Origin of the sequence: Streptomyces sp. NPDC004647 (genome assembly GCF_040609575.1) — a bacterium.
GTDB lineage: Bacteria > Actinomycetota > Actinomycetes > Streptomycetales > Streptomycetaceae > Streptomyces.
The window spans coordinates 13,022-36,819 of the sequence record NZ_JBEXKU010000057.1; the positions used below are offsets into that span (position 1 = coordinate 13,022).

General features: G+C 70.1%; 20 protein-coding genes and 2 pseudogenes. 6 read left to right on the forward strand and 16 right to left on the reverse strand.

What is annotated here, in order from left to right:
* Position 1: 1 nt before the first annotated feature.
* The 4 genes and pseudogenes from ABZW18_RS23695 to gyrB all read right to left on the reverse strand — a co-directional run bounded on the left by ABZW18_RS23695 (position 2) and on the right by gyrB (position 4,044).
* Complete coding sequence (locus ABZW18_RS23695; RefSeq protein WP_356190613.1) at positions 2–196, reverse strand: DUF3046 domain-containing protein; 195 nt, start codon at positions 194–196, stop codon at positions 2–4.
* A 63-nt stretch (positions 197–259) separates the two neighbouring features.
* On the reverse strand, positions 260–1,282 hold the full coding sequence (locus ABZW18_RS23700; protein ID WP_356190616.1) for a tyrosine-type recombinase/integrase: 1,023 nt from the start codon (positions 1,280–1,282) through the stop codon (positions 260–262).
* Positions 1,283–1,387: 105 nt separating this feature from the next.
* A pseudogene (locus ABZW18_RS23705) lies at positions 1,388–1,997 on the reverse strand (ATP-binding protein); the annotation flags it as partial.
* Positions 1,998–2,088: 91 nt separating this feature from the next.
* Complete coding sequence (gyrB, locus tag ABZW18_RS23710; RefSeq protein WP_356190670.1) at positions 2,089–4,044, reverse strand: DNA topoisomerase (ATP-hydrolyzing) subunit B; 1,956 nt, start codon at positions 4,042–4,044, stop codon at positions 2,089–2,091.
* 899 nt (positions 4,045–4,943) lie between these two features.
* On the opposite strand from gyrB, the gene ABZW18_RS23715 reads away from it, so the two are divergent.
* Complete coding sequence (locus ABZW18_RS23715; RefSeq protein WP_356190619.1) at positions 4,944–5,714, forward strand: hypothetical protein; 771 nt, start codon at positions 4,944–4,946, stop codon at positions 5,712–5,714.
* 676 nt (positions 5,715–6,390) lie between these two features.
* Here ABZW18_RS23715 and ABZW18_RS23720 read toward each other — a convergent pair.
* From ABZW18_RS23720 to ABZW18_RS23730, 3 genes and pseudogenes are all read right to left on the reverse strand, one after another.
* On the reverse strand, positions 6,391–6,588 hold the full coding sequence (locus ABZW18_RS23720; protein ID WP_356190674.1) for a hypothetical protein: 198 nt from the start codon (positions 6,586–6,588) through the stop codon (positions 6,391–6,393).
* A gap of 41 nt (positions 6,589–6,629) precedes the next feature.
* Positions 6,630–6,830, reverse strand: a pseudogene (locus tag ABZW18_RS23725) (ISL3 family transposase); the annotation flags it as partial.
* A gap of 239 nt (positions 6,831–7,069) precedes the next feature.
* Positions 7,070–7,645: a CGNR zinc finger domain-containing protein gene (locus ABZW18_RS23730; RefSeq protein ID WP_356190621.1), complete on the reverse strand. Its 576-nt coding sequence runs from the start codon at positions 7,643–7,645 to the stop codon at positions 7,070–7,072.
* A gap of 103 nt (positions 7,646–7,748) precedes the next feature.
* Here ABZW18_RS23730 and ABZW18_RS23735 point away from each other — a divergent pair, with 103 nt between their 5' ends.
* The gene (locus tag ABZW18_RS23735) at positions 7,749–8,921 is read left to right on the forward strand and encodes an epoxide hydrolase family protein (protein ID WP_356190624.1); all 1,173 of its coding nucleotides are present in this window, start codon (positions 7,749–7,751) and stop codon (positions 8,919–8,921) included.
* Here the strand turns inward: ABZW18_RS23735 and ABZW18_RS23740 are convergent.
* Positions 8,911–9,051: a hypothetical protein gene (locus ABZW18_RS23740; RefSeq protein ID WP_356190677.1), complete on the reverse strand. Its 141-nt coding sequence runs from the start codon at positions 9,049–9,051 to the stop codon at positions 8,911–8,913. The two genes, ABZW18_RS23735 and ABZW18_RS23740, sit on opposite strands and share 11 nt — an antisense overlap.
* 560 nt (positions 9,052–9,611) lie before the next feature.
* Here ABZW18_RS23740 and ABZW18_RS23745 point away from each other — a divergent pair.
* Positions 9,612–10,559: a hypothetical protein gene (locus ABZW18_RS23745; RefSeq protein ID WP_356190626.1), complete on the forward strand. Its 948-nt coding sequence runs from the start codon at positions 9,612–9,614 to the stop codon at positions 10,557–10,559.
* 127 nt (positions 10,560–10,686) lie between these two features.
* Here ABZW18_RS23745 and ABZW18_RS23750 read toward each other — a convergent pair whose 3' ends face one another.
* Genes ABZW18_RS23750 through ABZW18_RS23760 form a run of 3 tightly spaced genes read right to left on the reverse strand, consistent with a single transcriptional unit; the run spans position 10,687 to position 12,699 of the window.
* Positions 10,687–10,998: an AzlD domain-containing protein gene (locus ABZW18_RS23750; protein WP_356190628.1), complete on the reverse strand. Its 312-nt coding sequence runs from the start codon at positions 10,996–10,998 to the stop codon at positions 10,687–10,689.
* The gene (locus ABZW18_RS23755) at positions 10,995–11,783 is read right to left on the reverse strand and encodes an AzlC family ABC transporter permease (RefSeq protein WP_356190631.1); all 789 of its coding nucleotides are present in this window, start codon (positions 11,781–11,783) and stop codon (positions 10,995–10,997) included. Before ABZW18_RS23755 ends, ABZW18_RS23750 begins: the two co-directional genes overlap by 4 nt.
* Positions 11,784–11,793: 10 nt before the next feature.
* Positions 11,794–12,699, reverse strand: coding sequence for an AraC family transcriptional regulator (locus tag ABZW18_RS23760; protein ID WP_356190633.1), 906 nt, complete (start codon positions 12,697–12,699; stop codon positions 11,794–11,796).
* A gap of 81 nt (positions 12,700–12,780) precedes the next feature.
* Here ABZW18_RS23760 and ABZW18_RS23765 point away from each other — a divergent pair, with 81 nt between their 5' ends.
* The 3 genes from ABZW18_RS23765 (at position 12,781) to ABZW18_RS23775 (ending at position 19,501) form a co-directional block, all read left to right on the forward strand.
* Entirely contained in the window at positions 12,781–17,520 is a 4,740-nt protein-coding gene (locus ABZW18_RS23765; protein WP_356190635.1) for an ATP-dependent helicase, read from the forward strand.
* Positions 17,521–17,825: 305 nt separating this feature from the next.
* A complete protein-coding gene (locus ABZW18_RS23770; protein WP_356190638.1) occupies positions 17,826–18,623 on the forward strand; it encodes a DNA-formamidopyrimidine glycosylase family protein in 798 nt (265 codons plus the stop codon).
* Positions 18,624–18,724: 101 nt separating this feature from the next.
* Complete coding sequence (locus tag ABZW18_RS23775; protein WP_356190640.1) at positions 18,725–19,501, forward strand: SDR family NAD(P)-dependent oxidoreductase; 777 nt, start codon at positions 18,725–18,727, stop codon at positions 19,499–19,501.
* 478 nt (positions 19,502–19,979) lie between these two features.
* On the opposite strand, the gene ABZW18_RS23780 is transcribed toward ABZW18_RS23775, so the two are convergent.
* The 5 genes from ABZW18_RS23780 to rimO all read right to left on the reverse strand — a co-directional run bounded on the left by ABZW18_RS23780 (position 19,980) and on the right by rimO (position 23,765).
* Positions 19,980–20,450 (reverse strand): DNA starvation/stationary phase protection protein, encoded by a 471-nt coding sequence (locus ABZW18_RS23780; protein WP_356190642.1) that lies wholly within the window; start codon positions 20,448–20,450, stop codon positions 19,980–19,982.
* A gap of 142 nt (positions 20,451–20,592) precedes the next feature.
* Positions 20,593–20,976 (reverse strand): helix-turn-helix transcriptional regulator, encoded by a 384-nt coding sequence (locus ABZW18_RS23785; protein WP_356190644.1) that lies wholly within the window; start codon positions 20,974–20,976, stop codon positions 20,593–20,595.
* A gap of 109 nt (positions 20,977–21,085) precedes the next feature.
* Positions 21,086–21,601, reverse strand: coding sequence for a nicotinamide-nucleotide amidohydrolase family protein (locus ABZW18_RS23790; protein WP_356190647.1), 516 nt, complete (start codon positions 21,599–21,601; stop codon positions 21,086–21,088).
* Positions 21,598–22,272, reverse strand: coding sequence for a CDP-diacylglycerol--glycerol-3-phosphate 3-phosphatidyltransferase (pgsA, locus tag ABZW18_RS23795; RefSeq protein ID WP_356190650.1), 675 nt, complete (start codon positions 22,270–22,272; stop codon positions 21,598–21,600). Before pgsA ends, ABZW18_RS23790 begins: the two co-directional genes overlap by 4 nt.
* Complete coding sequence (rimO, locus tag ABZW18_RS23800; RefSeq protein ID WP_356190651.1) at positions 22,269–23,765, reverse strand: 30S ribosomal protein S12 methylthiotransferase RimO; 1,497 nt, start codon at positions 23,763–23,765, stop codon at positions 22,269–22,271. The genes pgsA and rimO overlap by 4 nt, the downstream gene beginning before the upstream one ends.
* Positions 23,766–23,798: the final 33 nt, after the last annotated feature.

The following is a 23,798-nucleotide window of genomic DNA, read 5'->3' on the forward strand; positions in this document are numbered from 1 at the left end:
GTCATCGCTTGTCCGACGGGATGTCCAGGGCGGCGCACACCCCGCGCCACACCTCCTTGGCGTTCCACCCGGCCGCCAGTGCCTCGTGAACGGTCCGCCCGCCCAGCTCGGACATCACATGATCACGCGCGAACGAGTCGGCGTACGCCTCGCCGAAATAGTCCGCCATCCGCTGCCAGAAGACCGTCAACCGCATGAATTCCGCTCCGTACCCGCTTTGACCTGCACGTTTCCCGCCTCTCGCGCCCCCGCACGACGGTCAGGGGGTTTCCAGGGAGCTGGCCTCCCCATCGAACCAAGCATCCATGGCGGCGCGACCTCGCGTGCCTGCGTCGGGCATGAAGTGTGTGTATGTACGCAGAGTAAAGCCAGGGTCGGCGTGCCCGAGCCATCGGGCGAGGGAGACGATCGACTCGCCGGCTTCGAGCTGGACACTGGCGTAGGTGTGGCGCAGTGCATGGAAGCCGAGCTCGCGCGACGGCTCCCACTTGCTTCCGCCGGCGTCGGCGTCCACCTTGCTGATGAGCCCCGCGGAAGCGAGCGCGGGCTTCCAGAGGCGCGTGTTCCATGTGTCGCGGTTGCATGCGCGCCGCTGCCGGGTAGCCAGGAAAAGCGGGTAAGCACGCGGAGCCCAGTCGACGCGCTGCCGTTCGTTCTGAGGTTCGTGGGGGCTCTCCCACGGGAGTTCCACCGTGACCGGCTGCCAGCGCTTCGCGTGCTGCTTAATGCTGGCCAGGACGCCGGGCGTCGCATCGACTTCCCGCGTCTTTCCGCCTTTGGGTAGCGCGAAAAAGAGGCGGCCGTCGATCATGCAGGCTTGCCGCCGGACATGCACGACCCCATTCTCCGTGTCGATGTCCTCCGGGGACAGTCCGAATGCCTCGCCTTGGCGCAGGCCGAGCCGCCCAAGTCGACCACGAGGCGGTGCTGCTCGGAGAGTCCGGCGCGTACCCGCATAGCCTGCTCGCGCGACCACGCTCGCGCCTTCTGCGCAGGCTTGGAGATCACCGACCTGACACCAGCGGAACGCCGCGTCTGGCAGGCATTCCCGCTCGGCGAAGGCGTCGACTTCCGCGAGAGGGCCGACGACGACCCCATGGCCGGCACGTCCTGGGGTCTCGAGCGGACGGTACGGGCAGAGGTGCTGCGGGCGCTGCTGCTCGACGGGCCAACGCAGGACGGTGAGATAGCGGGCCTGAAGCTGACAGGCGCGCGCATCACGGGGCGGCTGAACCTCACGTACGGGATGGTCGAGCACGCCGTTCGGCTGCGGTCCTGTCACTTAGAGCAGTGCCCGAACCTGTACGGGGTGCAGATCCGCGCCCTTGAGCTGAGCAACTCGGCACTGCCTGGGCTCACTGCTGGAACCCTCCGTGTCGATGGGCCTCTGGCGGTCGGCCCAGTAGCACACGCGCGTGCCGGTACGCGACGTGGGGATCTTGGCCGTTCGGCGCAGGCCTTGAGCGGGGATAAAGGGGGCATCGGGTCCGGGGGCGGTGTAGGTGCCGGGGACGCCGTGGCGGAAGCTGATGGCGTGGGTGTGTCCGTGGCGGTCGACCTCGATGTCGAGCCGGGCGGAGAGAGCGTTGACCACCGAGGCGCCGACGCCGTGCAGACCGCCGGAGGCGGCGTAGGAGCCGCCGCCGAACTTTCCGCCGGCGTGGAGTTTGGTGTAGGCGATCTCGACGCCGGACAGGCCGGTGCGGGGTTCGGTGTCCACGGGGATGCCGCGGCCGTTGTCGCTCACCTCCACCGACCCGTCCTCGTGGAGGATGACCTCGATGCGGTCGCAGACGCCGGCCAGAGCCTCGTCGACGGCGTTGTCGATGATCTCCCCACAGGCAATGCATCAGGCCGCGGCTGTCGCTGGAGCCGATGTACATACCGGGGCGCTTGCGCACGGCCTCAAGTCCTTCGAGGACCATCAGGCGCCGCGCGGTGTAGTCGAAGCCGTCCTGGACGCGGCTGCCGGTGGACGGGACGGAGAACGTGCTCACGCAGTGCTCTATTCAGCTACGGACGGGCAAGGGCGGGTCGCCCAGGCCGCGGATGCGGCCTGGGCGAGTGGGCGGCCAGGAGCTGGCGCGATCAGATGTCGAGGAAGCGCACGTCCTTGGCGTTGCGCTGGATGAAGGAGCGCCGGGCCTCGACGTCCTCGCCCATCAGGACGGAGAAGAGGGCGTCGGCAACGGCCGCGTCGTCGAGGGTGACCTGGCCCAGGACACGGTGCTCCTGGTCCATGGTCGTGATGCGCAGCTCCTCGGCGTTCATCTCGCCCAGGCCCTTGAACCGCTGGATGGAGTCGTCCTTGACCCGGCGGCCGTCCTGCCGGCCCCGTTCCAGCAGTACATCGCGTTCGCGGTCGGAGTAGGCGTACTCCACATGGTCCCGGCTCCACTTGATCTTGTAGAGCGGCGGGCGGGAGAGGTAGACGTGCCCGTGCTCGATCAGGGGCCGCATGAAGCGGAACAGGAAGGTCAGCAGCAGGGTGTTGATGTGCTGGCCGTCGACGTCGGCGTCCGCCATCAGAATGATCTTGCGGTACCGGAGCTTCTCGATGTCGAAGTCCTCGTGCACGCCAGTGCCGAACGCGGAGATCATCGACTGGACCTCCTGGTTGTGCAGGATCTTGTCGATACGGGCCTTCTCGACGTTGAGGATCTTGCCGCGGATGGGAAGGATCGCCTGGTACTGCGGGTTGCGGCCGGACTTGGCCGAGCCACCGGCGGAGTCGCCCTCGACGATGAAGATCTCGCTCTTCGCCGGATCGTTGGACTGACAGTCGGACAGCTTGCCCGGCAGGGCCGCTGACTCCAGCAAGCCCTTGCGGCGGGTCAGGTCCCGTGCCTTGCGGGCCGCCAGCCGGGCGGTGGCCGCCTGGGTCGCCTTGCGGACGATGTCGGCCGCCTCGTTGGGGTTGCTGTCGAACCAGTCCGTCAGATGCTCGTGCACGACCTTCTGCACGAACGTCCTGGCCTCGCTGTTGCCCAGCTTGGTCTTGGTCTGGCCCTCGAACTGCGGCTCACCCAGCTTGACCGAGATGATCGCCGTCAGACCCTCGCGGATGTCCTCACCCGTGAGGTTGCCGTCCTTTTCGCGCAGCAGCTTCTTCTCGCGCGCATACCGGTTGACGACCGTGGTCAGCGCCGTACGGAAGCCCTCCTCGTGGGTGCCGCCCTCGTGGGTGTGGATGGTGTTGGCGTAGGAGTAGACGCTGTCGGTGAACTGGCTGTTCCACTGCAGCGCGACCTCCACCGACAGCAGCCGCTCGGTGTCCTCGGCGGCGATGGAGACGACGGAGGGGTGGACCGGCTCACCCTTGCGGGCATTGAGGTAGGCGACGAAGTCGGTGATGCCGCCGTCGTAGCGGTGGGAGACCGTCTTGGCCGCCTGCTCCCCGGCGGTGTCCGGACCCGCTTCGTCGGCCGCTGCCGTCGCGCGGGCCGACTCGCGCTCATCGGTGAGGGTCAGGGTCAGCCCCCGGTTGAGGAAGGCCATCTCCTGGAACCGCCGGGCCAGCGTCTCGAAGGAGTACTCGGTGGTCTCGAAGATGCCGCCGTCCGCCCAGAAGGTCAGGGACGTGCCCGTCTTCGAAGTGGCCTCGTGGCGGGCCAGCGGCGCGGTCGGCGCTCCGCCCTTGTACTCCTGGGTCCACCGGTAGCCGTCGGTCCAGATCTGTGCCGACAGCCTGGTCGAGAGCGCATTGACCACCGACAGGCCCACACCGTGCAAGCCGCCGGAGACGGCGTATCCGCCGCCCCCGAACTTGCCGCCCGCGTGCAGCACGGTCAGTACGACTTCCACGGCCGGCTTCTTCTCCACCGGGTGCATGCCGACGGGGATGCCGCGCCCGTTGTCGATCACCCGCACGCCGCCGTCGGCCAGGATCGTCACATCGATCCGGTCGGCCACCCCGGCCAGCGCCTCGTCGACGGAGTTGTCCACGATCTCCTGCACCAGATGGTGCAGACCCCGCTCACCCGTGGAGCCGATGTACATCCCGGGCCGCTTGCGTACCGCGTCCAGCCCGTCCAGGACGGTGATCGCGGTGGCGTCATACGCAGCAGCCCCGGCATGGCCGTTCTGCTCGGCGCGGAGCTCTCGGGGGCGGCGTGAGTGCCGGAAGTAGTCACAATGCTCTCTTTTCGGGCACGGCAAACCACGCTCCCGCGCGCCACGGCGCGAGAGCGGTCGGATCGCTGGACGGAAAACGTGTCGCGGGCAAGCCAAAGAAGCCCCTCAGGGCCCGCAGACCCCGACGCCAGGAGGGCGACGAGGCGCTTTCCAGGATACCGAAAACCCCATGCACACCTAGGGCGAGAAGCCCCCCAGGCGCCCCTCTCGCCGCCGCTGAGCCTGCCAGCCAATCCCCCCTGCCCGGCCAGCAGTAAAACCCCGGAGGGTGGCACGCGGGGGCTTTCTGGGCGCTTTGGCGCGCCGGGCTAAGGGAACTTTTTCGAGCGTGACGCTCCGCGGTCGAAAGCCGGCATCCCGGGGCGCGCGGCGGCCCGCCGTCCGCAGTGGTCAACGATGACCGGCTCGCCCAGCCAGCCGCCTGCCGGGCAGCGAGTGAGACAGGCCAACTGCCGGAGGAATGCAGGCTCGACATGCCCGCCCAGTGGCAGGGCACGACCCCCATGGCATCGGAGCGAGCGCGACTGCGGCGGTCCCCCCGCCAGCGCACACAAACCGTAAGATCGAAATTCACACTCCGCCCCGACTGCCCACCCCGCAAACGTTCGTCGTCCAGGTAGTCGCCGAGCTCATCCGCAAAGTGGAACTGCAACGGACAACGGAGGCGGTCGACTTGGGGATGCGGCGAGTGGACGCCTGATCGCTGATGTAGCTGTTACCTCGGGCTTCGCGCCGAGTCTTGCGAAAGGCGTGGAACCAACTGGCTGGAACCGAGAAGGTTGACGTGGGAAAGGCGTACCCTTCCCCCCATGACCGACCGCCATCCGAGGCACCCGGAGGTGCGGCGCTCCGCGCCGGAATGGGTGAAGACGGAGACCCTCCGCCCGGAGGCAGCCGGAGTCGACCCGGAAGCGCCTGAGTACCTGCCGCGGCACCACGATCTAGTCCTGGCGACCAACATGCTGGCGGCTGGCCTTCCCAAGGGAAGCCGCCTGGGGCTTCTGTATGGGATCGGCGCCCGCCTGCGCGATCTGGGACGGCACTGGGTCATCGAGGAGGAACCCAGCTCCAGAGCCCCAGCGGCGGAGGATCTGACGCGCCTCCTCCTACGCACAGCGGAGGAAGCCCCCGGCATCCCGTGCAGCACTTCTGGACTGCTTTACGGCCTTGACCCTGCGCCGCCTTCCGCCTCGTCGTTGGCTCTTGACGGACAGCACCAGCTTTTGGAGATGAAGGATGAACTTCATCTAGCTACTGGTTCAGGCAAGTCTTGGGCCATCGTGGCCTTCTGGACCGAGCGGTTGTATCAGCGACTGGGCCGCCTCAACCGGCACGGAGCAGTCCCAACAGCTGCCGAGGTCGTGCATATTGCCGACGAAGCGCACGCGCTCTCAGCGCTCCTGCTGGACCTCACGCAGCGCCTCCTTACCAGCTGCGTCAAGTGCTTCGGGCACTTCATTGCTCTTCCGCCCAATGACTCCTCACCATGCGGTGTCTTGCGTCTGGCCGTGCCGCGCGTGCCCCGGGCTCCAGGTACGAGTGCGACTCTCGGCCCGACTAAGTTCGCCCTCGCTGCATAGCTTCGCGCGGGGGCGTCGAGACCCGCGTGAGGTTGATCGTGAACGTGTCCCCCTGGTTGCTCCCATATCTGGTGTTGTTGCCCGTGGCCATCTGGTGGTACGGCGTAAGAGCCCGTCGGCTTTCGCGGCGCGTCAGGGCATGGGCTTCGCGTTTGAAGGTGCGGTCCCTCGCCGCACTCAAGCGTCGGCTCTGGCGCTTCCTGACAGAGCCCTCCCCTTTCGAAACCGATGAGGAGTCGCCGCAGACGGCCCCGCTGCGTCCCCGGTCCTGAACGGGTGAGTTGCGCGTGAGCGTTGAGCGGGTCACCTCCGCTCAGGGTGGTGACCCTCTCAACGTGCAGCGGCTACTTCACCGGCCAGTCGCCGAGTCAGCGAACCCGCAGACACCCGGGCCGCTGCTGGCCCTTGTGAGGCTGCTCCTGCTGAGTACGGCGGTGGTGTCGGACCTTGCTGCTACGTTGCGCGCTCCGGGGTTGGCCTGAGTGAAGGTGCACTGGGTGGAACCGCGGACCGAACGAGCCGAGCAGCCCGGGAGCACGATGTCCCACCTCACTCCGCGAAGCCTCAGCCACGGGTCCCGGCGGACAGCAGGCCGGCTGAAGACGCGGGTGCGCAGCTACTCCGCGGGCCGACAGTTCCTCCTCGGCCTGGCCGTGGGATTCCCACCCGTCCTCCTTCACCTGTGCACCATGCGCTCGGGACTGTCGTTCCCGGCCTCTGCGGCTTTGCTGGCCATGTCAACCGCCGGGTGCGCGACCTCGGTCTGGTTGATGCGCCCGTGGTTCGACTCACTGTCGAGAGCAGAGCAGAGACGGATCACCGCGCTTCCGATGGTCGGGTACATCGCGCTGGGATCGCTGTTCGTACTCTGCACGATTCTGCTGGCCTTCTCCGGCCGTTGGGCATCGTCCCTAGCTCATGCGCCAGCCGCCGCGTGACTGTGTCGCGCACCACGCCCTCCGACCCGCACTTCCGGCACCACGGATCCGGCTCGGCGACTCGGCACTCGATCACCGCCTGATCCGGCTCAAGGCGTTGCCCGACGGCTTCCAGACCGAGTTCATCGAGACGGCAGAACGTGGTCAGACAGGGCGCGGCGAAGATAGCGTGGAGCATGTCGAGGTCTTTCGGATGGGCAGTGTAGGAAGAACTTCCATCCTGGAAGACCTCCACGCCTACCCGCCAACACCCCCGACTACGAAGAGTCGATGAACGTCGCCGATCAGTAAACGTAGACGTACTGATTGAGGACGTTGATCGAAGGCGACGGATGGCTCTTAGTGGTGCCGTGGGGGTGCACCCAATGACAGATGTGTCGCAGGCGTGGGGCCCACTTGGATGTACCGAGGTAACGATCACTCCGCTGATCTGGGGTTTTTGCGCTGGTTGGCATTGAAGCGCGCTTTCTTCTGACGATTCCCACACGTGTTCATGTCACACCATTTGCGGGTGCGACTTTGGCTGGTGTCGAAGAAGGCGGCTTGGCAGGTTGGTGATGCACACAAGGCCAATTTTCCGTCTCGTTCGCCTGCGATGATGCTGATCGCGTCGGCGGCGATCACGCTGAGGGCATCTTCCACGCAGGAAGCCGAGCCAAGTAGCCATCGCCGCTTACCCTCGGGCGTCAGGATAGCCGCGGCCCGACCCTGAGCGCTGCAGTCATTGATGACTTGGACAGCAGACGCAGGGAGAGCGTCCTGGATCGCGGCCGCTGTCGCGGCGGCGTGAATCGACTCCCTCAGTTCCCGAGCGAGGTCGAGCTGGGCAGTGGTGCAGGACGCCACGGCGAGGCCGTTCACTGCCAGCCAGTCGACGAGTCGGTGCGGCGTGGGAATGCGCTCCACAGCGTTGCCATGACGCTCCGACAGAGTCCCCGTGAAGCTGGTCGCTAGCACGTTACCGAGGCGGAAGTCAGGGAACCCAGCACGCATGGAACCACCTTAGCAGGTTGCAGCGTGGCTCGGAGAACTGCTAGAACCTCCTTAGTCGGTTCGCGATAGATCGTAGCCGGTTCCACGATGGCCAGGAGGTCTCATGCCCCGTCTAACCAGCGACGTGCAAGCATTTGAAGCCCACGCAACTGACGCTGACCTCGACGATCTGCGCGCGCGACTAGCCGCGGCGCGACTACCGGAGGCTGAGACGGTCTATCGCGCCGCGCCCGACCCTCACCGATGGGAACAGGGCGTTCCTCTCGCCGACCTCGTCGGTGTCGTGAACTACTGGCGCACCGGGTACAACTGGCGGTCGTTCGAAGCGCGCCTTAACCGGATCGGCCAGTTCCGCACGACCATTGATGATCTGGGAATCCACTTCCTGCACCGCCGATCCGCGCGCGCAGATGCCACTCCTCTGATCTTGACGCACGGCTGGCCAGGCAGCATTGCTGAGTTCATCGATGTAGTAGACGAGCTGGCAGATCCGAAAGATGCAGACGCGCCAGCGTTCCACGTCGTGGTCCCGTCGCTACCAGGCTTTGGTTACAGCGACAAGCCGACCACCACCGGGTGGGGAACCGAAAAGATCGCGGCCGCATGGGTAGAACTGATGGGAAGGCTCGGCTACAGCAAGTTCGCAGCCCACGGCGGCGACTGGGGAGGTGTGATCACCACGGTCCTCGGCGGCAGGTTCCCGGCGCACGTTCTCGGCATCCACACAACGTTCGCGGAGGCACCACCCGGGTTGACAACGGACGGGCTGACGGCGGTCGAGCGCAAGTGGACCGAGGAAACCCGCGATTTCTGGCGCCACCACGCGGCGTACGCGAAGCAGCAGGCGACCCGACCGCAGACCATCGGCTACTCGCTCGTCGACTCACCGGTCGGGCTTCTTGCCTGGATCCTTGACAAGTTCGCCGAGTGGTCAGACACCGAAGATAGCCCGTTCGAGACGATTTCCAGAGACAGCGTTCTTGACAACGTCACCCTGTATTGGCTGACGCGGACCGGCGCATCGTCGGCCCGCATTTACTACGAAAGCCACAACTCGCTCGATCCCGAACTTCGGGTCGACGTCCCGTCAGCAATCAGTATGTATCCCCGCGACATCGAGAAGTGTCCGCGCGCCTGGGCACAGGAGCGGTACCGACAGATCGTCCGATGGAGGTCGCCCGAAATCGGGGGACATTTCCCGTCGCTGGAGGTTCCCGAGTATTTCGTCAAAGATCTACAAGAGGGCCTCGCGGCAGTGCTGGCCGCTAATCGGTGAACGCGGCTGGGTGCCGGCACTCGATCACCGCCTGATCCGGCTCAAGGCGTTGCCCGACGGCTTCCAGACCGAGCTCATCGAGACGGCAGAACGTGGTCAGACAGGGCGCGGCGAAGATAGCGTGGAGCATGTCGAGGTCTTTCGGATGGGCAGTGTAGGAACTTCCATCCTGGAAGACCTCCGCGCCTACCCGCCAACACCCTCAACTGCGAAGAGCCGATAATCCCCATGAGGGTGCTCTCTTCGGGACGCCGTTCGAGGCCACTCCGGGTACCTCGTCGATGGCAGGCATCGGCTCCCCATCCGGGTGCCATCGCTCGCGAAACCCGGCCTGTCCGCTTGGAACTGAAGAGCCTTCCTCGCCCTGAGCCACAGAGAGTTGTCGCCATCAGGCCAGGTCACGGGCCCAAAACTCCCCGGTCGCAGCCTCACTCCAGGGGGTTTCCAGGGGGTTCGAGCACGAATCCAGGGAGTTTTCAGGGTGTTTCAGCGCGGGACGGACCGGGACACGAAGGGCTCTGCCTGCGCACAACAGTGCAGGTCGTAGCACTCACTGACGAGGATCTCCGCAGGTCGACGGCTCTTCCGTTGCCAGAAGACCGTCAACCGCATGTGCCCGGTATCCAGCCCTGGGAGTGCAGCCGGGCACTTGTCGCTGACCGGCGGCGCATTCCGCCCTACGGTCGGGTCATGGCCCGATCCGGAGCAACCCCTCTCGCCCGCGCCGAGCAGTTCGTCTGGCTCACCGCCCGAGTGCTCGAGCAGCGCAGGTTCGCCTACCACTTCCTGTCCGGCACCTCCGGGGATCCTGGGGAGGCGAGCCGGTCCCACGCGGCCGACGCCGTCGAGACGGCTCTGGAGGCGTACCGCAACACCGACGGCGGCTACGGCCACGCCCTGGAGCCCGACCTGCGCGGCCCGGTCAGCCAGCCCCTGCACACCGCGCACGCGCTGCGGGTGCTCGACGGCATCGGCCGCTGCGGCGGCCAGCGCGTCGAACGAGTGTGCCGTTACCTGACGGAGGTATCCACCGAGGACGGAGCTCTGCCCGCGCTCCATCCCTCGCAGCGCGGCTACCCCGCTGCGCCCTGGATCCCGATCGTGGACGACCCGCCGAGCGATCTGCTCGCCACCGGGCCCGTGGTGGGGCTGCTGCACCGCAACGAGGTGTGGCACGCCTGGCTGTTCCGGGCCACCGACTTCTGCTGGGCGGCCGTCGAGTCGCTGGAGAAAACGCACCCGTACGAGGTAATGGCGGCCGTCGCCTTCCTCGAGGGAGCGCCGGACCGGGCGCGCGCCGAGGCCGCCGCGGAGCGGCTCGGGCGGCTCGTACGGGAGCAGGAGCTGGTGGTGCTGGAGCCGGACCGGGCGCGGGACCATCCGGTGCCGGAGGGCTACGGGCCGGGCGAGCACCACTTCCCGTACGACTTCGCGCGGACCCCGGATTCCCCCGCCCGCCGCTGGTTCACCGATGCCGAGTTCAGCCGGTCGCTCGACTTCCTGGCGGACGCGCAGCGGGAGGACGGCGGCTGGCCGATCCGCTGGCGCGCCTGGGCGCCGGGCACTGAGCTCGAATCCCGGCCGATGGTGACGGTCGAGTCGCTGCTGACGCTGCGCGCCTTCGGCCGTCCCCTCTGATCGCGCTCACTGATCCGGCCTCATCGCGGCCCGTCCCCGGGCTCGCGCAGGGAGGCCGGGCCAGCCCGGCAGCCGGCCGGTGCAGCAACGCCGGCTTCCCGAGCACCGGACCGCGCCGGACGGTGCGTCACCCGCCGAGCGCTCGTACGCCCGCGGTGACGAGCACGGCGAGGGCGACGACCACCAGGAAGGGGGCGCGCAGCACCAGCGCGAGCGCCGCCGCCACGAGCCCCGCCGCGCGGGCGTCCAGTACCAGGGCGCGCCCGTCGTCGCCGAATGTCTGGATGGCGATCAGCGCGGCGAGCAGAGCGACGGGGAGCAGGGCCGCGAGCTGTCTCACCCTCGGGCGCTCCAGTGCGCCCGAGGGCACGGAAAGGCCCAGCAGCTTGACGAGGTAGCAGCCGAGAACGGTGACGCCGATGGCGATCCAGACGCTCATCGAACCTCCTCGGTGATCTCACCGGACGTCTCACCGGACGTCTCACCGGTCTCGGACGCGGTCTCCGCGGGCGCGGCCCCACGGCCCCGCAGCGCGAGCACGACGGGTGCCGCGACAGCCGCGACGAGGACCGGCACACCGGTCGGCAGCAGCGGGTGGCAGACGAGGGCGAGCACGACGGCGAGTCCTGCCACGGCGCGCTCGGAGGCTGTATGGAGCATGGGCGCCAGCAACGCGAGGAAGACGGCCGGGCCGGCCGCGTCCAGCCCCCACGCGTTGGGGTCGCCGAGAGCGGCGGCACCGAGTGCGCCGAGCAGCGTGGTGAGGTTCCACAGCACGTACAGGGTCAGCCCGGTGACGGTGAAGCCGATCCGCGCGCTGCGCCGGTCGGGCTGGGCGAGGGCCACCGCGGAGGTCTCGTCGATGACCCAGTGGGCGGCGAAGGGGCGCACGGCACGCGGGAGGCGGAGCAGTTGGGAGAGCCGCAGCCCGTAGAAGGCGTTGCGTACCCCCAGGAAGAACGCCCCCGCCGCGGCGGTGAACGGGTTGCCGCCTGCCGCGAGAGCTCCGACCAGGGCGAACTGCGAGGCGCCGGTGAAGACGAGCAGGCTCAGCGCGCAGGTCTGGAGGAGGGTGAGGCCCGCGCCCGCCGAGGTCACGCCGAAGGCGAAGCCGGAGAGCCCGACGGCGACCCCCACGCCCAGAGCGTCGCGCACCACTGCCGCGTCGGGGCGTCCCGCCGGCTCCGTCGGTATTCGAGTCGGTATTCGAGTCCGTTCTGTCACGCCCCGAACGCTACGAGCCGGAGCCGGGCTCCGTCTTGTACATTCTTGCGGCTGCGCCCGTGGCCCGGTCCGGGGTGGCGTCTGTCGCCGCGGAGGCGCGGAACCGCTCCCGCCGGTACGCCCCGGGCGGCACTCCGACGATCCGGCCGAAGTGACGGTTCAGGTGCGGCTGATCGGTGAAGCCGACCGCTACGGCGGCCTCGGCGGGTGCCGTCCCCGCGTCCAGGAGGCCGCGCGCACGCCGCACCCGGGCGTCGGTGAGCCAGGCGTGGGGCGGCATGCCGTAGGTGTCGCGGAAGGCCCGAAGCAGCGCGAACGGGCTGGTGCCGAGATCGCTCGCCAGCTTCTCCAGGGACGGCGGATCGACCATCCGGTCCTCGAGCACGGCGCGGGCGCGTTCGGCCCGGCGCGCGCCCGCTGTGGGCGCCGTGCGCGCCGGCATCGGCCCGCCGTGCAGGCGCAGCAGCCGGGCGAGTACGACCCGCAGCAGGGTGTCGGCGGCGAGCGCGTTCCCTTCCTCCGCGGCCCGGTGCACCTCGGTGACCAGCCTGCAGGAGTAGGGGTCGTCGACCACCGCGGAGGCGAAGGCGGGCGTCCCGCGGATCGTGGTGGTCTCGGCGGCGATCCCGGCGACCGTGTCCGCGTCCGGATAGAGCGCGCTGTACGTCCAGCCCTCGGGAACCGCGGCCCGACCGGTGTGCGGGCTGCCGGGGTTGATCAGCGCGAGCCCGCCGGCCCCGGCGCGCTCCACCGTGCCCCGGTGCTGGAACGCCTCCACCCCCTCGGTGATCGCGGCGACGACGAAGTTCTCGTGGGTGTGCCGGACGAACCTCTTGTGCACGTACCGCGCCCGCAGCAGATCCACGCCGGGCAGCTCGGGGTACTGCCAGTACCGCGCGCTCTCCTGCCTCGCCATAGAGCCATTGTGCGCCGCCTCCGCGCACCGCTGACCTGCGGGTCCGGACCGTTGTCAGTGCCGGGGTGCACGATGGGGAGCATGTCCGACGACCCGGCCGCCTCTGCCCTCGACGCGTTCTCGCCCGCGACCCGTGCCTGGTTCAAGGGAGCCTTCACCGCGCCCACCGCCGCGCAGGCGGGTGCCTGGCAGGCCATCGACGAGGGCTCGGACGTGCTGGTCGTGGCCCCGACCGGGTCGGGCAAGACACTCGCCGCCTTCCTCGCCGCTCTGGACAGTCTGGCGGGCACGCCCCCGCCCGCCGAGCCGAAGAAGCGCTGCCGGGTGCTGTACATCTCACCGCTCAAGGCCCTCGCGGTCGACGTGGAGCGCAATCTGCGCAGCCCGCTGACCGGCATCAGGCACGAGGCCGTACGGCTCGGGCTGCCGGAGCCGGAGGTGCGGGTCGGCATCCGCTCCGGTGACACCCCGCCCGCCGAGCGCCGCTCCATGGCGCTCCGCCCGCCGGACATCCTCATCACCACCCCCGAGTCGCTGTTCCTGATGCTCACCTCCTCCACCCGGGACGCGCTGGCCGGGGTGGAGACGGTCATCGTCGACGAGGTGCACGCGGTGGCGGGCACCAAACGGGGCGCGCACCTGGCCCTGTCGCTGGAGCGGCTGGACGAGCTGCTCGAGCGCCCGGCCCGGCGGATCGGCCTGTCCGCCACCGTCCGTCCCGTGGACGAGGTCGCCCGCTATCTGTCGCCGCAGCGCCGGGCCAAGGTCGTACAGCCGCCGTCCGGCAAGGAGTTCGACCTGTCGGTGGTCGTACCGGTGGAGGACCTCGGCGAGCTCGGCGGCTCACCGGCCGCGGACACCGAGGGCGGCGGCATCGGCGAGAAGCCGTCGATCTGGCCGCATGTGGAGGAGCGCATCGCGGACCTGGTGGAAGCCCATCGCTCCACCATCGTCTTCGCCAACTCCCGCCGCCTCGCGGAGCGGCTGTGCAACCGGCTCAACGAGATCGGATACGAACGCGCCACCGGTGAGCCCATGCCGGAGCACCACTCCCCCGCCGAGATCATGGCTGAGTCGGGCGCTGCCAGGGGCGCGCCTCCGGTGATGGCCCGGGCGCATCACGGGTCGGTGTCCAAGGAGCAGCGGGCGCTGGTCGAGGAGGACTTGAAGGCCGGCCGGCTGCCCGCCGTCGTGGCCACCTCCAGTCTCGAACTGGGCATCGACATGGGTGCGGTGGACCTCGTCGTCCAGGTCGAGTCACCGCCCTCCGTCGCCTCCGGACTGCAGCGGGTCGGGCGCGCCGGCCACCAGGTGGGCGCGGTCTCCACCGGTGTGGTCTTCCCCAAGTACCGCGGCGACCTGGTGCAGGCTGCCGTGGTCACCGAGCGGATGCGCACCGGCGCCATCGAGTCCCTGCGCGTCCCGTCGAACCCGCTGGATGTCCTGGCACAGCAGATCGTCGCGATGACGGCGATGGACAGCTGGGACGTCGACGAGCTGCTCACGGTGGTCCGGCGGGCCGCCTCGTTCGCCTCGCTGCCGGAGTCCGCCTACACCGCGGTGCTGGACATGCTCGCCGGCCGCTACCCCTCGGACGCCTTCGCCGAGCTGCGCCCCCGGCTCGTATGGGATCGCGTGGCGGGGACGGTGACGGGCCGGCCCGGCGCGCAGCGGCTGGCGGTGACCTCGGGCGGGACGATCCCGGACCGCGGCCTGTTCGGCGTGTTCCTGGCCGGTGCGGACCCGAAGAAGGGCGGCGGCCGGGTCGGCGAGCTCGATGAGGAGATGGTCTACGAGTCGCGGGTCGGCGATGTCTTCACCCTGGGTACCACCACGTGGCGGATCGAGGACATCACGCGCGACCGGGTGCTGGTCTCGCCCGCGCCCGGGGTGCCGGGGCGGCTGCCGTTCTGGAAGGGCGACCAGCTCGGCCGCCCGCTCGAACTGGGCCGTGCGCTGGGCGCGTTCCTGCGCGAGGTCGGCGCTCTCGCCCCCGACGACGCCCGGTTGCGCCTGGTGGCGGCGGGCCTGGACGCCTGGGCGGCGGACAATGTGCTGGCGTACCTCACCGAGCAGCGCCAGGCCTGCGGGCACGTCCCGGACGACCGGACCATCGTCGTCGAGCGGTTCCGGGACGAGCTGGGCGACTGGCGGGTCGTCGTGCACTCGCCCTTCGGTGCGCAGGTGCACGCCCCGTGGGCGCTCGCGCTGGGCGCCCGCCTCTCCGAGCGGTACGGCATGGACGCCCAGGTCATGCACGCGGACGACGGCATCGTGCTGCGGCTGCCGGACGCCGATGTGATGGGCCTGGACCTGCTCGACATGGACGCGGACCAGGCCCGGCAGGGCACCGAGTTCGACTCCGGCCAGTCCCCGGTGGGCGCCGCGGATGTCGCCTTCGACAAGGGCGAAGTGGATCAGCTGGTCACCGACCGGATCGGCAGCTCGGCGCTGTTCGCCTCCCGCTTCCGTGAGTGCGCCGCGCGCGCTCTGCTGCTGCCGCGCCGAAACCCCGGGAAGCGCACCCCCCTGTGGCAGCAGCGCCAGCGTGCCGCCCAGCTCCTCCAGGTCGCCTCGGAGTTCGGCTCGTTCCCGATCGTCCTGGAGGCCGTACGCGAGTGCCTGCAGGACGTCTTCGATGTGCCCGGCCTCACCGAGCTGATGGGCGATATCGAGTCCAGACGGGTCCGGCTCGTCGAGGTCACCACAACCGAGCCGTCCCCCTTCGCCCGCTCGCTGCTCTTCGGCTATGTCGCGCAGTATCTGTACGAGGGCGACTCCCCGCTCGCGGAGCGGCGCGCGGCCGCCCTGTCGCTGGACTCGCGACTGCTGGCCGAGCTGCTGGGCCAGGCCGAGCTGCGCGAGCTGCTCGACCCCGAGGTGCTGTCCGAGCTGGAGCGCGAGCTGCAGTGGCTGACCGAGGACCGGCGGGTCAAGGATGTCGAGGGCGTGGCCGATGTGCTGCGTCTGCTCGGCCCGCTGACCGACGCCGCACTGTCCGAGCGCGGCGCGGAAACCCAGTGGGCGCAGGAGTTGGCGGCGGCCCGCCGCGCCATCCGGGTGCGGATCGCGGGGGACGACCACTGGGCTGCCGTCGAGGACGCCGGACGGCTGCGGGACGCGCTGGGCACCGCGCTGCCGGTCGGTGTGCCCGAGGCCTTCACCGAGCCGGTCAAGGACCCGCTCGGCGATCTCCTCGCGCGCTACGCCCGCACGCACGGCCCGTTCACCTCCGCGGAGGCCGCGGAGCGGTTCGGTATCGGCGCCGCCGTCACCGACGGGGCCCTGCACAGGCTGGCCGCCGCGGGCCGTGTCGTCCAGGGCGAATTCCACCCGGCGGGGATCGGACAGGAATGGTGCGACAGCGGAGTGCTGAGACGGCTGCGGCGCCGCTCCCTGGCGGCGCTGCGGCAGGAGCTGGAGCCCGTACCGCCCGCCGCGCTCGCGTCGTTCCTGCCGCAATGGCAGCACGTCGGCACGCACAGCCTGCGCGGGGTGGACGGCCTGCTGCGGGCGATCGAGCAGTTGCAGGGTGCCCCGGTGCCCGCCTCCGCCCTGGAGAAGCTGGTGCTCCCGTCCCGTGTCACCGGCTACTCCCCGGCCATGCTGGACGAGTTGACCGCCTCGGGGGAGGTCGTGTGGGGCGGGGCGGGGGCGCTGCCCGGCAAGGACGGCTGGGTGTCGCTGTTCGTCGCCGACGCCGCGCCGCTGCTGCTGCCGCCGCCCCATCCGCTCGAGACCGGCCCGCTCCACCAGGCCGTCCTCGACGCCCTGTCGGGGGGCTACGGCCTCTTCTTCCGTCAGATAGCGGACCAGGTCCGCGCCGTGGTTCCGGAGTGCACCGAGCCCGAGTTGGCCGACACCGTCTGGGATCTCGCCTGGTCCGGCCGGCTCACCAACGACACCTTGTCCCCGCTGCGTTCCCTGCTGGGCTCCGGCCGCACCGCGGGTGCCACCGCCCACCGGGCGAAGCGCTCCGTGCCCCGCGGCCGGTACGGCACACTCACCGCGCTCACCGGCCGTACGGCCCGGCCCACCGCGTCACGCAACGGCCCGCCGACGGTCGCCGGACGCTGGTCCCTGCTGCCCGAGCGCGAGACCGACACCACTCACCGCGCCCACGCCCTGGCGCGCGCGCTCCTGGACCGGCACGGCGTGGTGACCCGCGGCGCGGTCTCGGCCGAGGGCGTGGAGGGCGGCTTCTCCGCCGCGTACCGCGTGCTGTCCGTCTTCGAGGACACCGGGCAGGCCCGGCGCGGATATGTCGTGGAGGGCCTGGGCGCGGCGCAGTTCGCGATGGACGGCGCGGTCGACCGGCTCCGCGCGGTCTCCACGGCCCGGGAGCGCGAGGCTGCTGAAGGGCCGGTCGCGGCCCTTCCTCCCGGGTTCCCCCAGGAGGCCGCCGGCGGGTCGAGCCGGAACGGCCCGGGCAGGGCGGTCGTACTCGCCGCCGCCGACCCTGCCAACGCCTACGGCGCCGCACTGCCCTGGCCCGAGCCTCCCACCGGCGCCGGCCACAAGCCGGGCCGCAAGGCGGGTGCCCTGGTGGTGCTGGTGGCGGGCGAGCTCGTGCTGTACGTCGAGCGCGGCGGCAAGACCCTTCTCGCCTGGCCGGGTCCCGACGCGGAGAACCCGGACACCGACGCCCGGCTGCATGCCGCCGCCGAAGGGCTGGCACAGGCGACCCGCAACGGCGCCCTCGGTACGGTCACGGTGGAGCGCGCCAACGGTGCGCCGGCTCTCTCCTCCCCCCTGGGGCGGGCCCTGGAGTCCGCGGGCTTCCACGCCACCCCGCGCGGTCTGCGTATGCGGCCGACCTGACGCGCCGCCCCGCGGACCGGGGCCGTTGCGGGGCGGCACGGGAACTGCGCTTCCCCTGTGCGGGAACGGGGCGAGGCAAGGAGGACGAGCCCGCCGGGCGGAAGGGCCGCGTGCTCGCCGGACTGGGAACCGGGCTTGCCCACAGGCCGACCGCAGGCAAGCCGCGAACCGCGGCAGCCGTGTCGTCGCAGCAGGCGGAGGGGCCACCGGCGGATGCTGCGAGCTCGCCCGCAGGACAGAGGGCAGCCGGGAGGCAGCCACGACCGCGCCGCCACGTACCGACCCCGCGGCGGCATCATGGCTGCATGCCTGAAGGAGACACGGTCTGGGGGACGGCGCGGCGGCTGCACGAGGCGCTCGCGGGCGAGCGCCTCGTCCGCTCCGATCTTCGCGTGCCCAAGCTCGCCACCGTCGATCTGTCCGGCCGGGAGGTCACCGAGATCGTCTCCCGCGGCAAGCATCTGCTCACCCGGGTCGAGGGCGGCCTCACCCTCCACTCCCATCTGCGGATGGACGGCACCTGGCACCTCTATACCGCGGGCGAGCGCTGGCGCGGCGGCCCGGAACACCAGATCCGCGCCATCCTGGCCACCCCGGCGCGGATCGCGGTCGGCTACCGCCTTCCCGTGCTCGGGCTCGTGCGCACGGCCGACGAGGACAGCGTCGTGGGCCATCTCGGCCCGGATCCGCTCGGCCCCGACTGGGACCCGGACGAGGCCCTGCGCCGACTGCTCTCCGACCCGTCACGCCCCCTCGGCGAGGCCCTCCTCGACCAGCGCAACCTCGCCGGCATCGGCAATGTCTACAAGTCCGAACTGTGCTTCCTGGCCCGCTGCGCCCCCTGGCTCCCCGTGGGCGAGGTGCCTGACCCGGAGCGCCTGGTGACCCTCGCCAAGCGGCTTCTCGACATCAACAAGTCCCGCCTCGCACGGACCACGACCGCCGACCCGCGCCGCGACCACCGGTTGTGGGTCTACGGCAGGGCGGGTCGGCCGTGCCGGCGCTGCGGCACCGCCGTACTCTCCATGGCTCAGGGTGCCGCGGGCCAGGAGCGGTCCACGTACTGGTGCCCTGCGTGCCAGTCGGCCGAGCCCGCAAACTGACCACAGCCGCCCCCGCCCCAGGCCTGCACCCAGACCGGCACCGCACCCCGCACCCCGCACAACAATTGACGGTCCGTCAGACATGCCCTTACGGTCACGCCATGACCGTCCAGGCGTACGACCTCACGGGACGCAGCGCGTTCGTCACCGGCGCCGCGAGCGGCATCGGCCGCGCCACCGCGGTGCTGCTCGCCGAGGCCGGAGCGGCCGTCCACTGTGCCGACCGCGACGAGAAGGGCGTGCGGGAAACCGCCGGGCAGATCTCGGCCACGGGCGGCACCGCCCACACCCACCCCCTCGATGTGACCGACCGCGCCCAGGTAGCGGCCGCCGTAACCGAGGCCGTACGCATCAGCGGCCGACTCGATGTGATGGCGGCCATCGCGGGCGTCATGCACTCCAGTCCGGTCCTGGAGACCACCGACGGCGACCTCGACCGCGTCCTGGCGGTCAATTTCAAGGGCGTGCTCCACAGCTGCCAGGAAGCAGCCCGCGCCATGATCGCCGCGCGCATCCCCGGCAGCATCGTCACCATGGCCTCGGGCGCAGTCGACACCGGCGCCCCCGGGCTGCTCTGCTACAGCGCCGCGAAAGCCGCCGTCGTCCAGCTCACCAGGACACTCGCCGCCGAAGTGGGGCGGCACGGCGTACGCGTCAACGCCGTCGCTCCCGGCTGGATCCGCACCCCCATGACCGACAGACACGGCTCCGCCGCCCAGCACCGGGCGGAACAGACGATGGTCCGCGCTTCTCCCCTGGGCCGGGTGGGCGAACCCGAGGACGTCGCCCACGCAGTGCTCCATCTCGCCTCGGACGCCTCGTCGTTCACGACCGGTCAGATCCTGCGCCCCAACGGCGGCGTCGCGATGCCCTGGTAGTCCGGGCCGCGGGTTTCGGCACGCAGTGCACGGGCAGCAGACTCAGCCCCCAGCCACCGGCGGCCACGGTCGCCTCCAGCGGTCCGCACTGTTCGGGCTGGACCACGAGGCGCAGCACGGCCCAGCACCACACCGCCACCAGAGCGGGTGCGACCACCCGTCGGCCCGTCGCACCCCCCGCCGGTTTTCGCACCGGCCCGGGGCTTGCCGTACGGGCCGGTATTCGCACCGGCCCCGGACCCGCCGCACGGGCCGGTATTCGCACCGGATCGCCGTCCCCGTCCTCGCGCCATGCCATGACTGCCTCCTCGTCGGCCGGCACGGGGTCCTGCCCGGCCGATGGTGCCGGGCAATGCCCGGCACCATCGGCAACTGGCTGCTGCGCCCCCGGACTGCCCGAATCACCGGATCCCCGGCGCTACGGTCCTCCCGGCTCTGCGGTTTCCTGCTCCGCGGTTTCCTGCTCTGCGGTTCCGGTTCAGGCGTTCTCGGCCTGGAACATCCAGTGGTGCTTCTCCAGATCGGCCGTCAGCCCGATGAGAATGTCCTGGCTCACCGGGTCCGGCTTCTCCGTCGCGGCAATGCGCTCCCGCATCCGGGTGATCACGGAGCCCAGGGCGTTGACCAGCGCCCGCACCGCATCCACGTCCTTGATCCAGCCGTCGGCGATTGTGGCGATCCCGCTGGTCTTGGCGACCGTGTCGGACCGCCCGTCCGGAGAGACGCCCAGAGCCGAGGCCCGCTCAGCCACGGTGTCGGTGTGCGTCCGCGCACTGGTCACGACCTCGTCGAGCTGCAGATGCACCGAACGGAACCGCGGGCCCACGACGTTCCAGTGAACCTGCTTGGCCACCAGGGAAAGATCCACCAAGTCCACCAGCGCACCCTGAAGGGCGTCACCCACGGTCTTGAGATCCTCGTCGGACAGCGGGCTCTTGACGACAGACATCCGGTTCCTCCTGGTTTGTCGTATCGGTCCTCTCAACCATCGCATACCCGCGTCGGCGAGGTCATTCCAGGAAAAACGTCGAGCCCCGGTCGGCGGTGCCGACCGGGGCTCGACGGATGACTACTGGGCTGTGCGGCAACAATCAGGCCGCGACGACGTCGACCGCCTCCGCAGGCGCCTTGATCGTCACCCGCTCCTCCGGGACGCCCGTCACGGACGTCACCGAGACCGAATTGAGCATCGGTCGCATCGACGCAGGCACCGGCTCGCTCGCCGCCGCGGACTGCGCCAGCTCAGCCAGCGACAGTTCGTCGCTCACCTCGCGCATGACTTCGGACATCCGTACGTCCAGCGCATCGCAGATTGACGAGAGCAGCTCGGAGGATGCCTCCTTCTGCCCTCTCTCGACCTCAGAGAGGTAGCCGAGGGAGACCCGCGCCGACGAGGAGACTTCGCGCAGGGTTCGGCCCTGACGCTGGCGCTGCCGACGCAGCACGTCACCCAGCAGGCGACGGAGCAGAATCATCGGTGGCTCCCTCCTCGGACCTCGGATCCGGATCCTTCTCGCCCCACCGTACCGCCTCGGGCCTCGGCCGTGCGGGGAGCGATGACGTGTTCACTCAGGGCTGCAAACATCAATTCCCCCCGCTCTGTTCCGTATCCTGTGCCCGCGCATTTTCGATCAGTTCCCCCAGAAGCAGCCCGAGCGCCGCCTGGACGGTCTGCCGACGGATCTCCGCCCTGTCCCCGTCGAGCCTCAGGTCCAGCCGGCGGCTGGTGCCGCAGGGACCGGCCACTCCCACATGGACCGTGCCGACCGGCTGTCCGTCCTGTGGCTCCGGCCCGGCGACCCCGGTCGTCGACACTCCCCAGTCTGCGCCCAGAAGCCGCCGCACGCCCGTCGCCATCTGTCGCGCGACCTCAGGGTCGACAGCTCCGCGTTCGGCGAGCAGAACGCCGTCCACGCCCAGCAGGGCACGCTTCACATCGGAGGCGTAGGCGGTCACCGAGCCCCGGAAGGCCTTCGAGGCGCCCGCGGCCCCGGTCAGTTCCGCGGCGACGAGGCCACCGGTCAGGGATTCGGCCGCGGCGAGGGTCTGCCCGCGCAGCACGAGCAGCTCGAGCACGTCCGATGCCCGAACGTCGCTCACTGCGCGGCGCCCCCGGCCGCACGTACGCGCTCAGCCGCAATCCCGGCACGGTGCAGGACCAGGGCCTGTCGTACGTAGTCGAGTCCCGTCACCACCGTCAGCAGCACCGCGACAGCCATCACCCAGAAGCGCAGGGTGGCCAGCGGCCCGGTCAGCGCGAGGATGTACATCCCGACGGCCGTGCCCTGGGCGAGGGTCTTGAGCTTGCCGCCGCGGCTCGCGGGAATGACCGCGACTTTGATCACCCAGAATCGCATCAGGGTGATCCCGATCTCCCGGAAGAGAATCACGCCCGTGACCCACCAGGGCAGGTCGCCCAGGCCGGAGAGGCAGATCAGCGCGGCGCCCATGATGGCCTTGTCCGCTATCGGATCGGCGATCTTGCCGAAGTCCGTGACCAGGTTGTACCGCCGTGCCAGCTGACCGTCGAACAGGTCGGTGATCATGGCGACGGCGAACGCCGCCCAGGCGAAGGCGCGCCAGGCCGGGTCGTAACCCCCGTTGTGCAGAAGCAACAACACGAACCCCGGCACGAGCAGCAGCCGGACCATGGTGAGGATATTGGCGATGTTCCACAAACCGGCCTGCGGAACGGCCGGGGCAGTCACCGAGCCGCCCCGCACCGGCGCGCGGCCGGGACCGCCCGCTGCGGACGCGGGGACTCCGCTCATGCGGCTGCCTCCTCGTCCGGACACTCTCCGCGGGCGAGGGGCTCCGCGACCAGGTCGACACCTTCGGTCGCCACCACCTTGGCTTCGACGATACGACCGGGGGCGAGGCCGCCGGCGTCCGTGAGGATCACCTGGCCGTCGGTCTCCGGTGCCTGGTGCACGCCCCGCCCGACAGCGCCCTCCTCGTCGGCGACCGTCTCGACCAGCACCTCGACCGTCTCCCCCAGCCGCTCCTCGGCTCGCTGGGCGGTCAGCTCGTCGGCGAGCCGTGAAATGTGCGCCAGCCGCTCCGCGATGACGTCCTCGTCGAGCTTGCCGTCGTACGTCAGTGCCTCGGTGCCCTCCTCGTCGGAGTAGCCGAACACTCCGATGGCGTCCAGCCGCGCGCCGGTGAGGAAGCGCTCCAGCTCGGCCAGGTCGGCCTCGGTCTCGCCGGGGAAGCCGACGATGAAATTCGACCGGGCACCGGCCTGCGGGGCCTTGGAGCGGATCTGGTCCAGCAGTTCCAGGAAGCGGTCCGTGTCGCCGAAGCGCCGCATCGCGCGCAGCACGCCGGGCGCCGAATGCTGGAAGGACAGGTCGAAGTACGGCGCGACCTTCGGTGTCGAGGTCAGGACCTCGATCAGGCCGGGGCGCATCTCGGCGGGCTGCAGATAGCTGACCCGGATGCGCTCGATGCCGTCGACTTCCGCCAGCTCCGGCAGCAGCGTCTCCAGCAGCCGGATGTCCCCCAGGTCCTTGCCGTAGGAGGTGTTGTTCTCGGAGACGAGCATGACCTCCTTGACGCCCTGGTCCGCCAGCCACCGGGTCTCGGTGAGCACATCGGAGGGGCGCCGGGAGATGAAGGACCCGCGGAAGGCCGGGATGGCGCAGAACGAGCAGCGCCGGTCGCAGCCGGACGCCAGCTTGACCGAGGCGACGGGGCTGGAGTCCAGTCGGCGGCGCAGCGGCGCACGCGGCCCGGAGGCGGGCGCGACGCCCTCCGGGAGGTCCTGGGGCACCGTCGGAAGGTCTCCGTGGCCGGGCAGCGCCACCGAGGCGTCCTGCCGCTCGGCCGGGCTGACCGGCAGCAGCTTGCGCCGGTCGCGCGGTGTGTGCGAGGCGTGAATGCCGCCGGACAGGATGGTCTGCAGTCGGTCGGAGATGTCCGCGTAGTCGTCGAATCCGAGCACCCCGTCTGCCTCGGGCAGCGCCGCGGCGAGATCCTTGCCGTACCGCTCCGCCATGCAGCCGACGGCAACCACGGCCTTCGTGCGGCCGCCTCCCTCGGAGGCCGCGGCCTTCAGGTCGTTGGCTTCGAGAAGGGCGTCGACCGAGTCCTTTTTGGCAGCTTCGACGAACCCGCAGGTGTTGACGACGGCGACGTCGGCGTCGGCGGCTTCCTCGACGAGATCCCACCCGTCCGCCGCCAGACGGCCGGCGAGCTCTTCCGAGTCCACCTCGTTACGGGCGCAGCCAAGAGTGACAAGAGCGACGGTACGGCGTTCGGGCATGAACTCAGCCTACTTTGTCCCGGCGGCGCCCTC

What these genes read in the sequence shown, in the direction of transcription:
- ABZW18_RS23695 (WP_356190613.1), bottom strand. Translation starts at nt 196, where the DNA reads ATGCGGTTGACGGTCTTCTGGCAGCGGATGGCGGACTATTTCGGCGAG.
- ABZW18_RS23715 (WP_356190619.1), top strand. Translation starts at nt 4,944, where the DNA reads ATGACCGACCGCCATCCGAGGCACCCGGAGGTGCGGCGCTCCGCGCCG.
- ABZW18_RS23730 (WP_356190621.1), bottom strand. Translation starts at nt 7,645, where the DNA reads ATGCGTGCTGGGTTCCCTGACTTCCGCCTCGGTAACGTGCTAGCGACC.
- ABZW18_RS23735 (WP_356190624.1), top strand. Translation starts at nt 7,749, where the DNA reads ATGCCCCGTCTAACCAGCGACGTGCAAGCATTTGAAGCCCACGCAACT.
- ABZW18_RS23740 (WP_356190677.1), bottom strand. Translation starts at nt 9,051, where the DNA reads ATGCTCCACGCTATCTTCGCCGCGCCCTGTCTGACCACGTTCTGCCGT.
- ABZW18_RS23745 (WP_356190626.1), top strand. Translation starts at nt 9,612, where the DNA reads ATGGCCCGATCCGGAGCAACCCCTCTCGCCCGCGCCGAGCAGTTCGTC.
- ABZW18_RS23750 (WP_356190628.1), bottom strand. Translation starts at nt 10,998, where the DNA reads ATGAGCGTCTGGATCGCCATCGGCGTCACCGTTCTCGGCTGCTACCTC.
- ABZW18_RS23760 (WP_356190633.1), bottom strand. Translation starts at nt 12,699, where the DNA reads ATGGCGAGGCAGGAGAGCGCGCGGTACTGGCAGTACCCCGAGCTGCCC.
- ABZW18_RS23765 (WP_356190635.1), top strand. Translation starts at nt 12,781, where the DNA reads ATGTCCGACGACCCGGCCGCCTCTGCCCTCGACGCGTTCTCGCCCGCG.
- ABZW18_RS23770 (WP_356190638.1), top strand. Translation starts at nt 17,826, where the DNA reads ATGCCTGAAGGAGACACGGTCTGGGGGACGGCGCGGCGGCTGCACGAG.
- ABZW18_RS23775 (WP_356190640.1), top strand. Translation starts at nt 18,725, where the DNA reads ATGACCGTCCAGGCGTACGACCTCACGGGACGCAGCGCGTTCGTCACC.
- ABZW18_RS23780 (WP_356190642.1), bottom strand. Translation starts at nt 20,450, where the DNA reads ATGTCTGTCGTCAAGAGCCCGCTGTCCGACGAGGATCTCAAGACCGTG.
- ABZW18_RS23785 (WP_356190644.1), bottom strand. Translation starts at nt 20,976, where the DNA reads ATGATTCTGCTCCGTCGCCTGCTGGGTGACGTGCTGCGTCGGCAGCGC.
- pgsA (WP_356190650.1), bottom strand. Translation starts at nt 22,272, where the DNA reads ATGAGCGGAGTCCCCGCGTCCGCAGCGGGCGGTCCCGGCCGCGCGCCG.
- rimO (WP_356190651.1), bottom strand. Translation starts at nt 23,765, where the DNA reads ATGCCCGAACGCCGTACCGTCGCTCTTGTCACTCTTGGCTGCGCCCGT.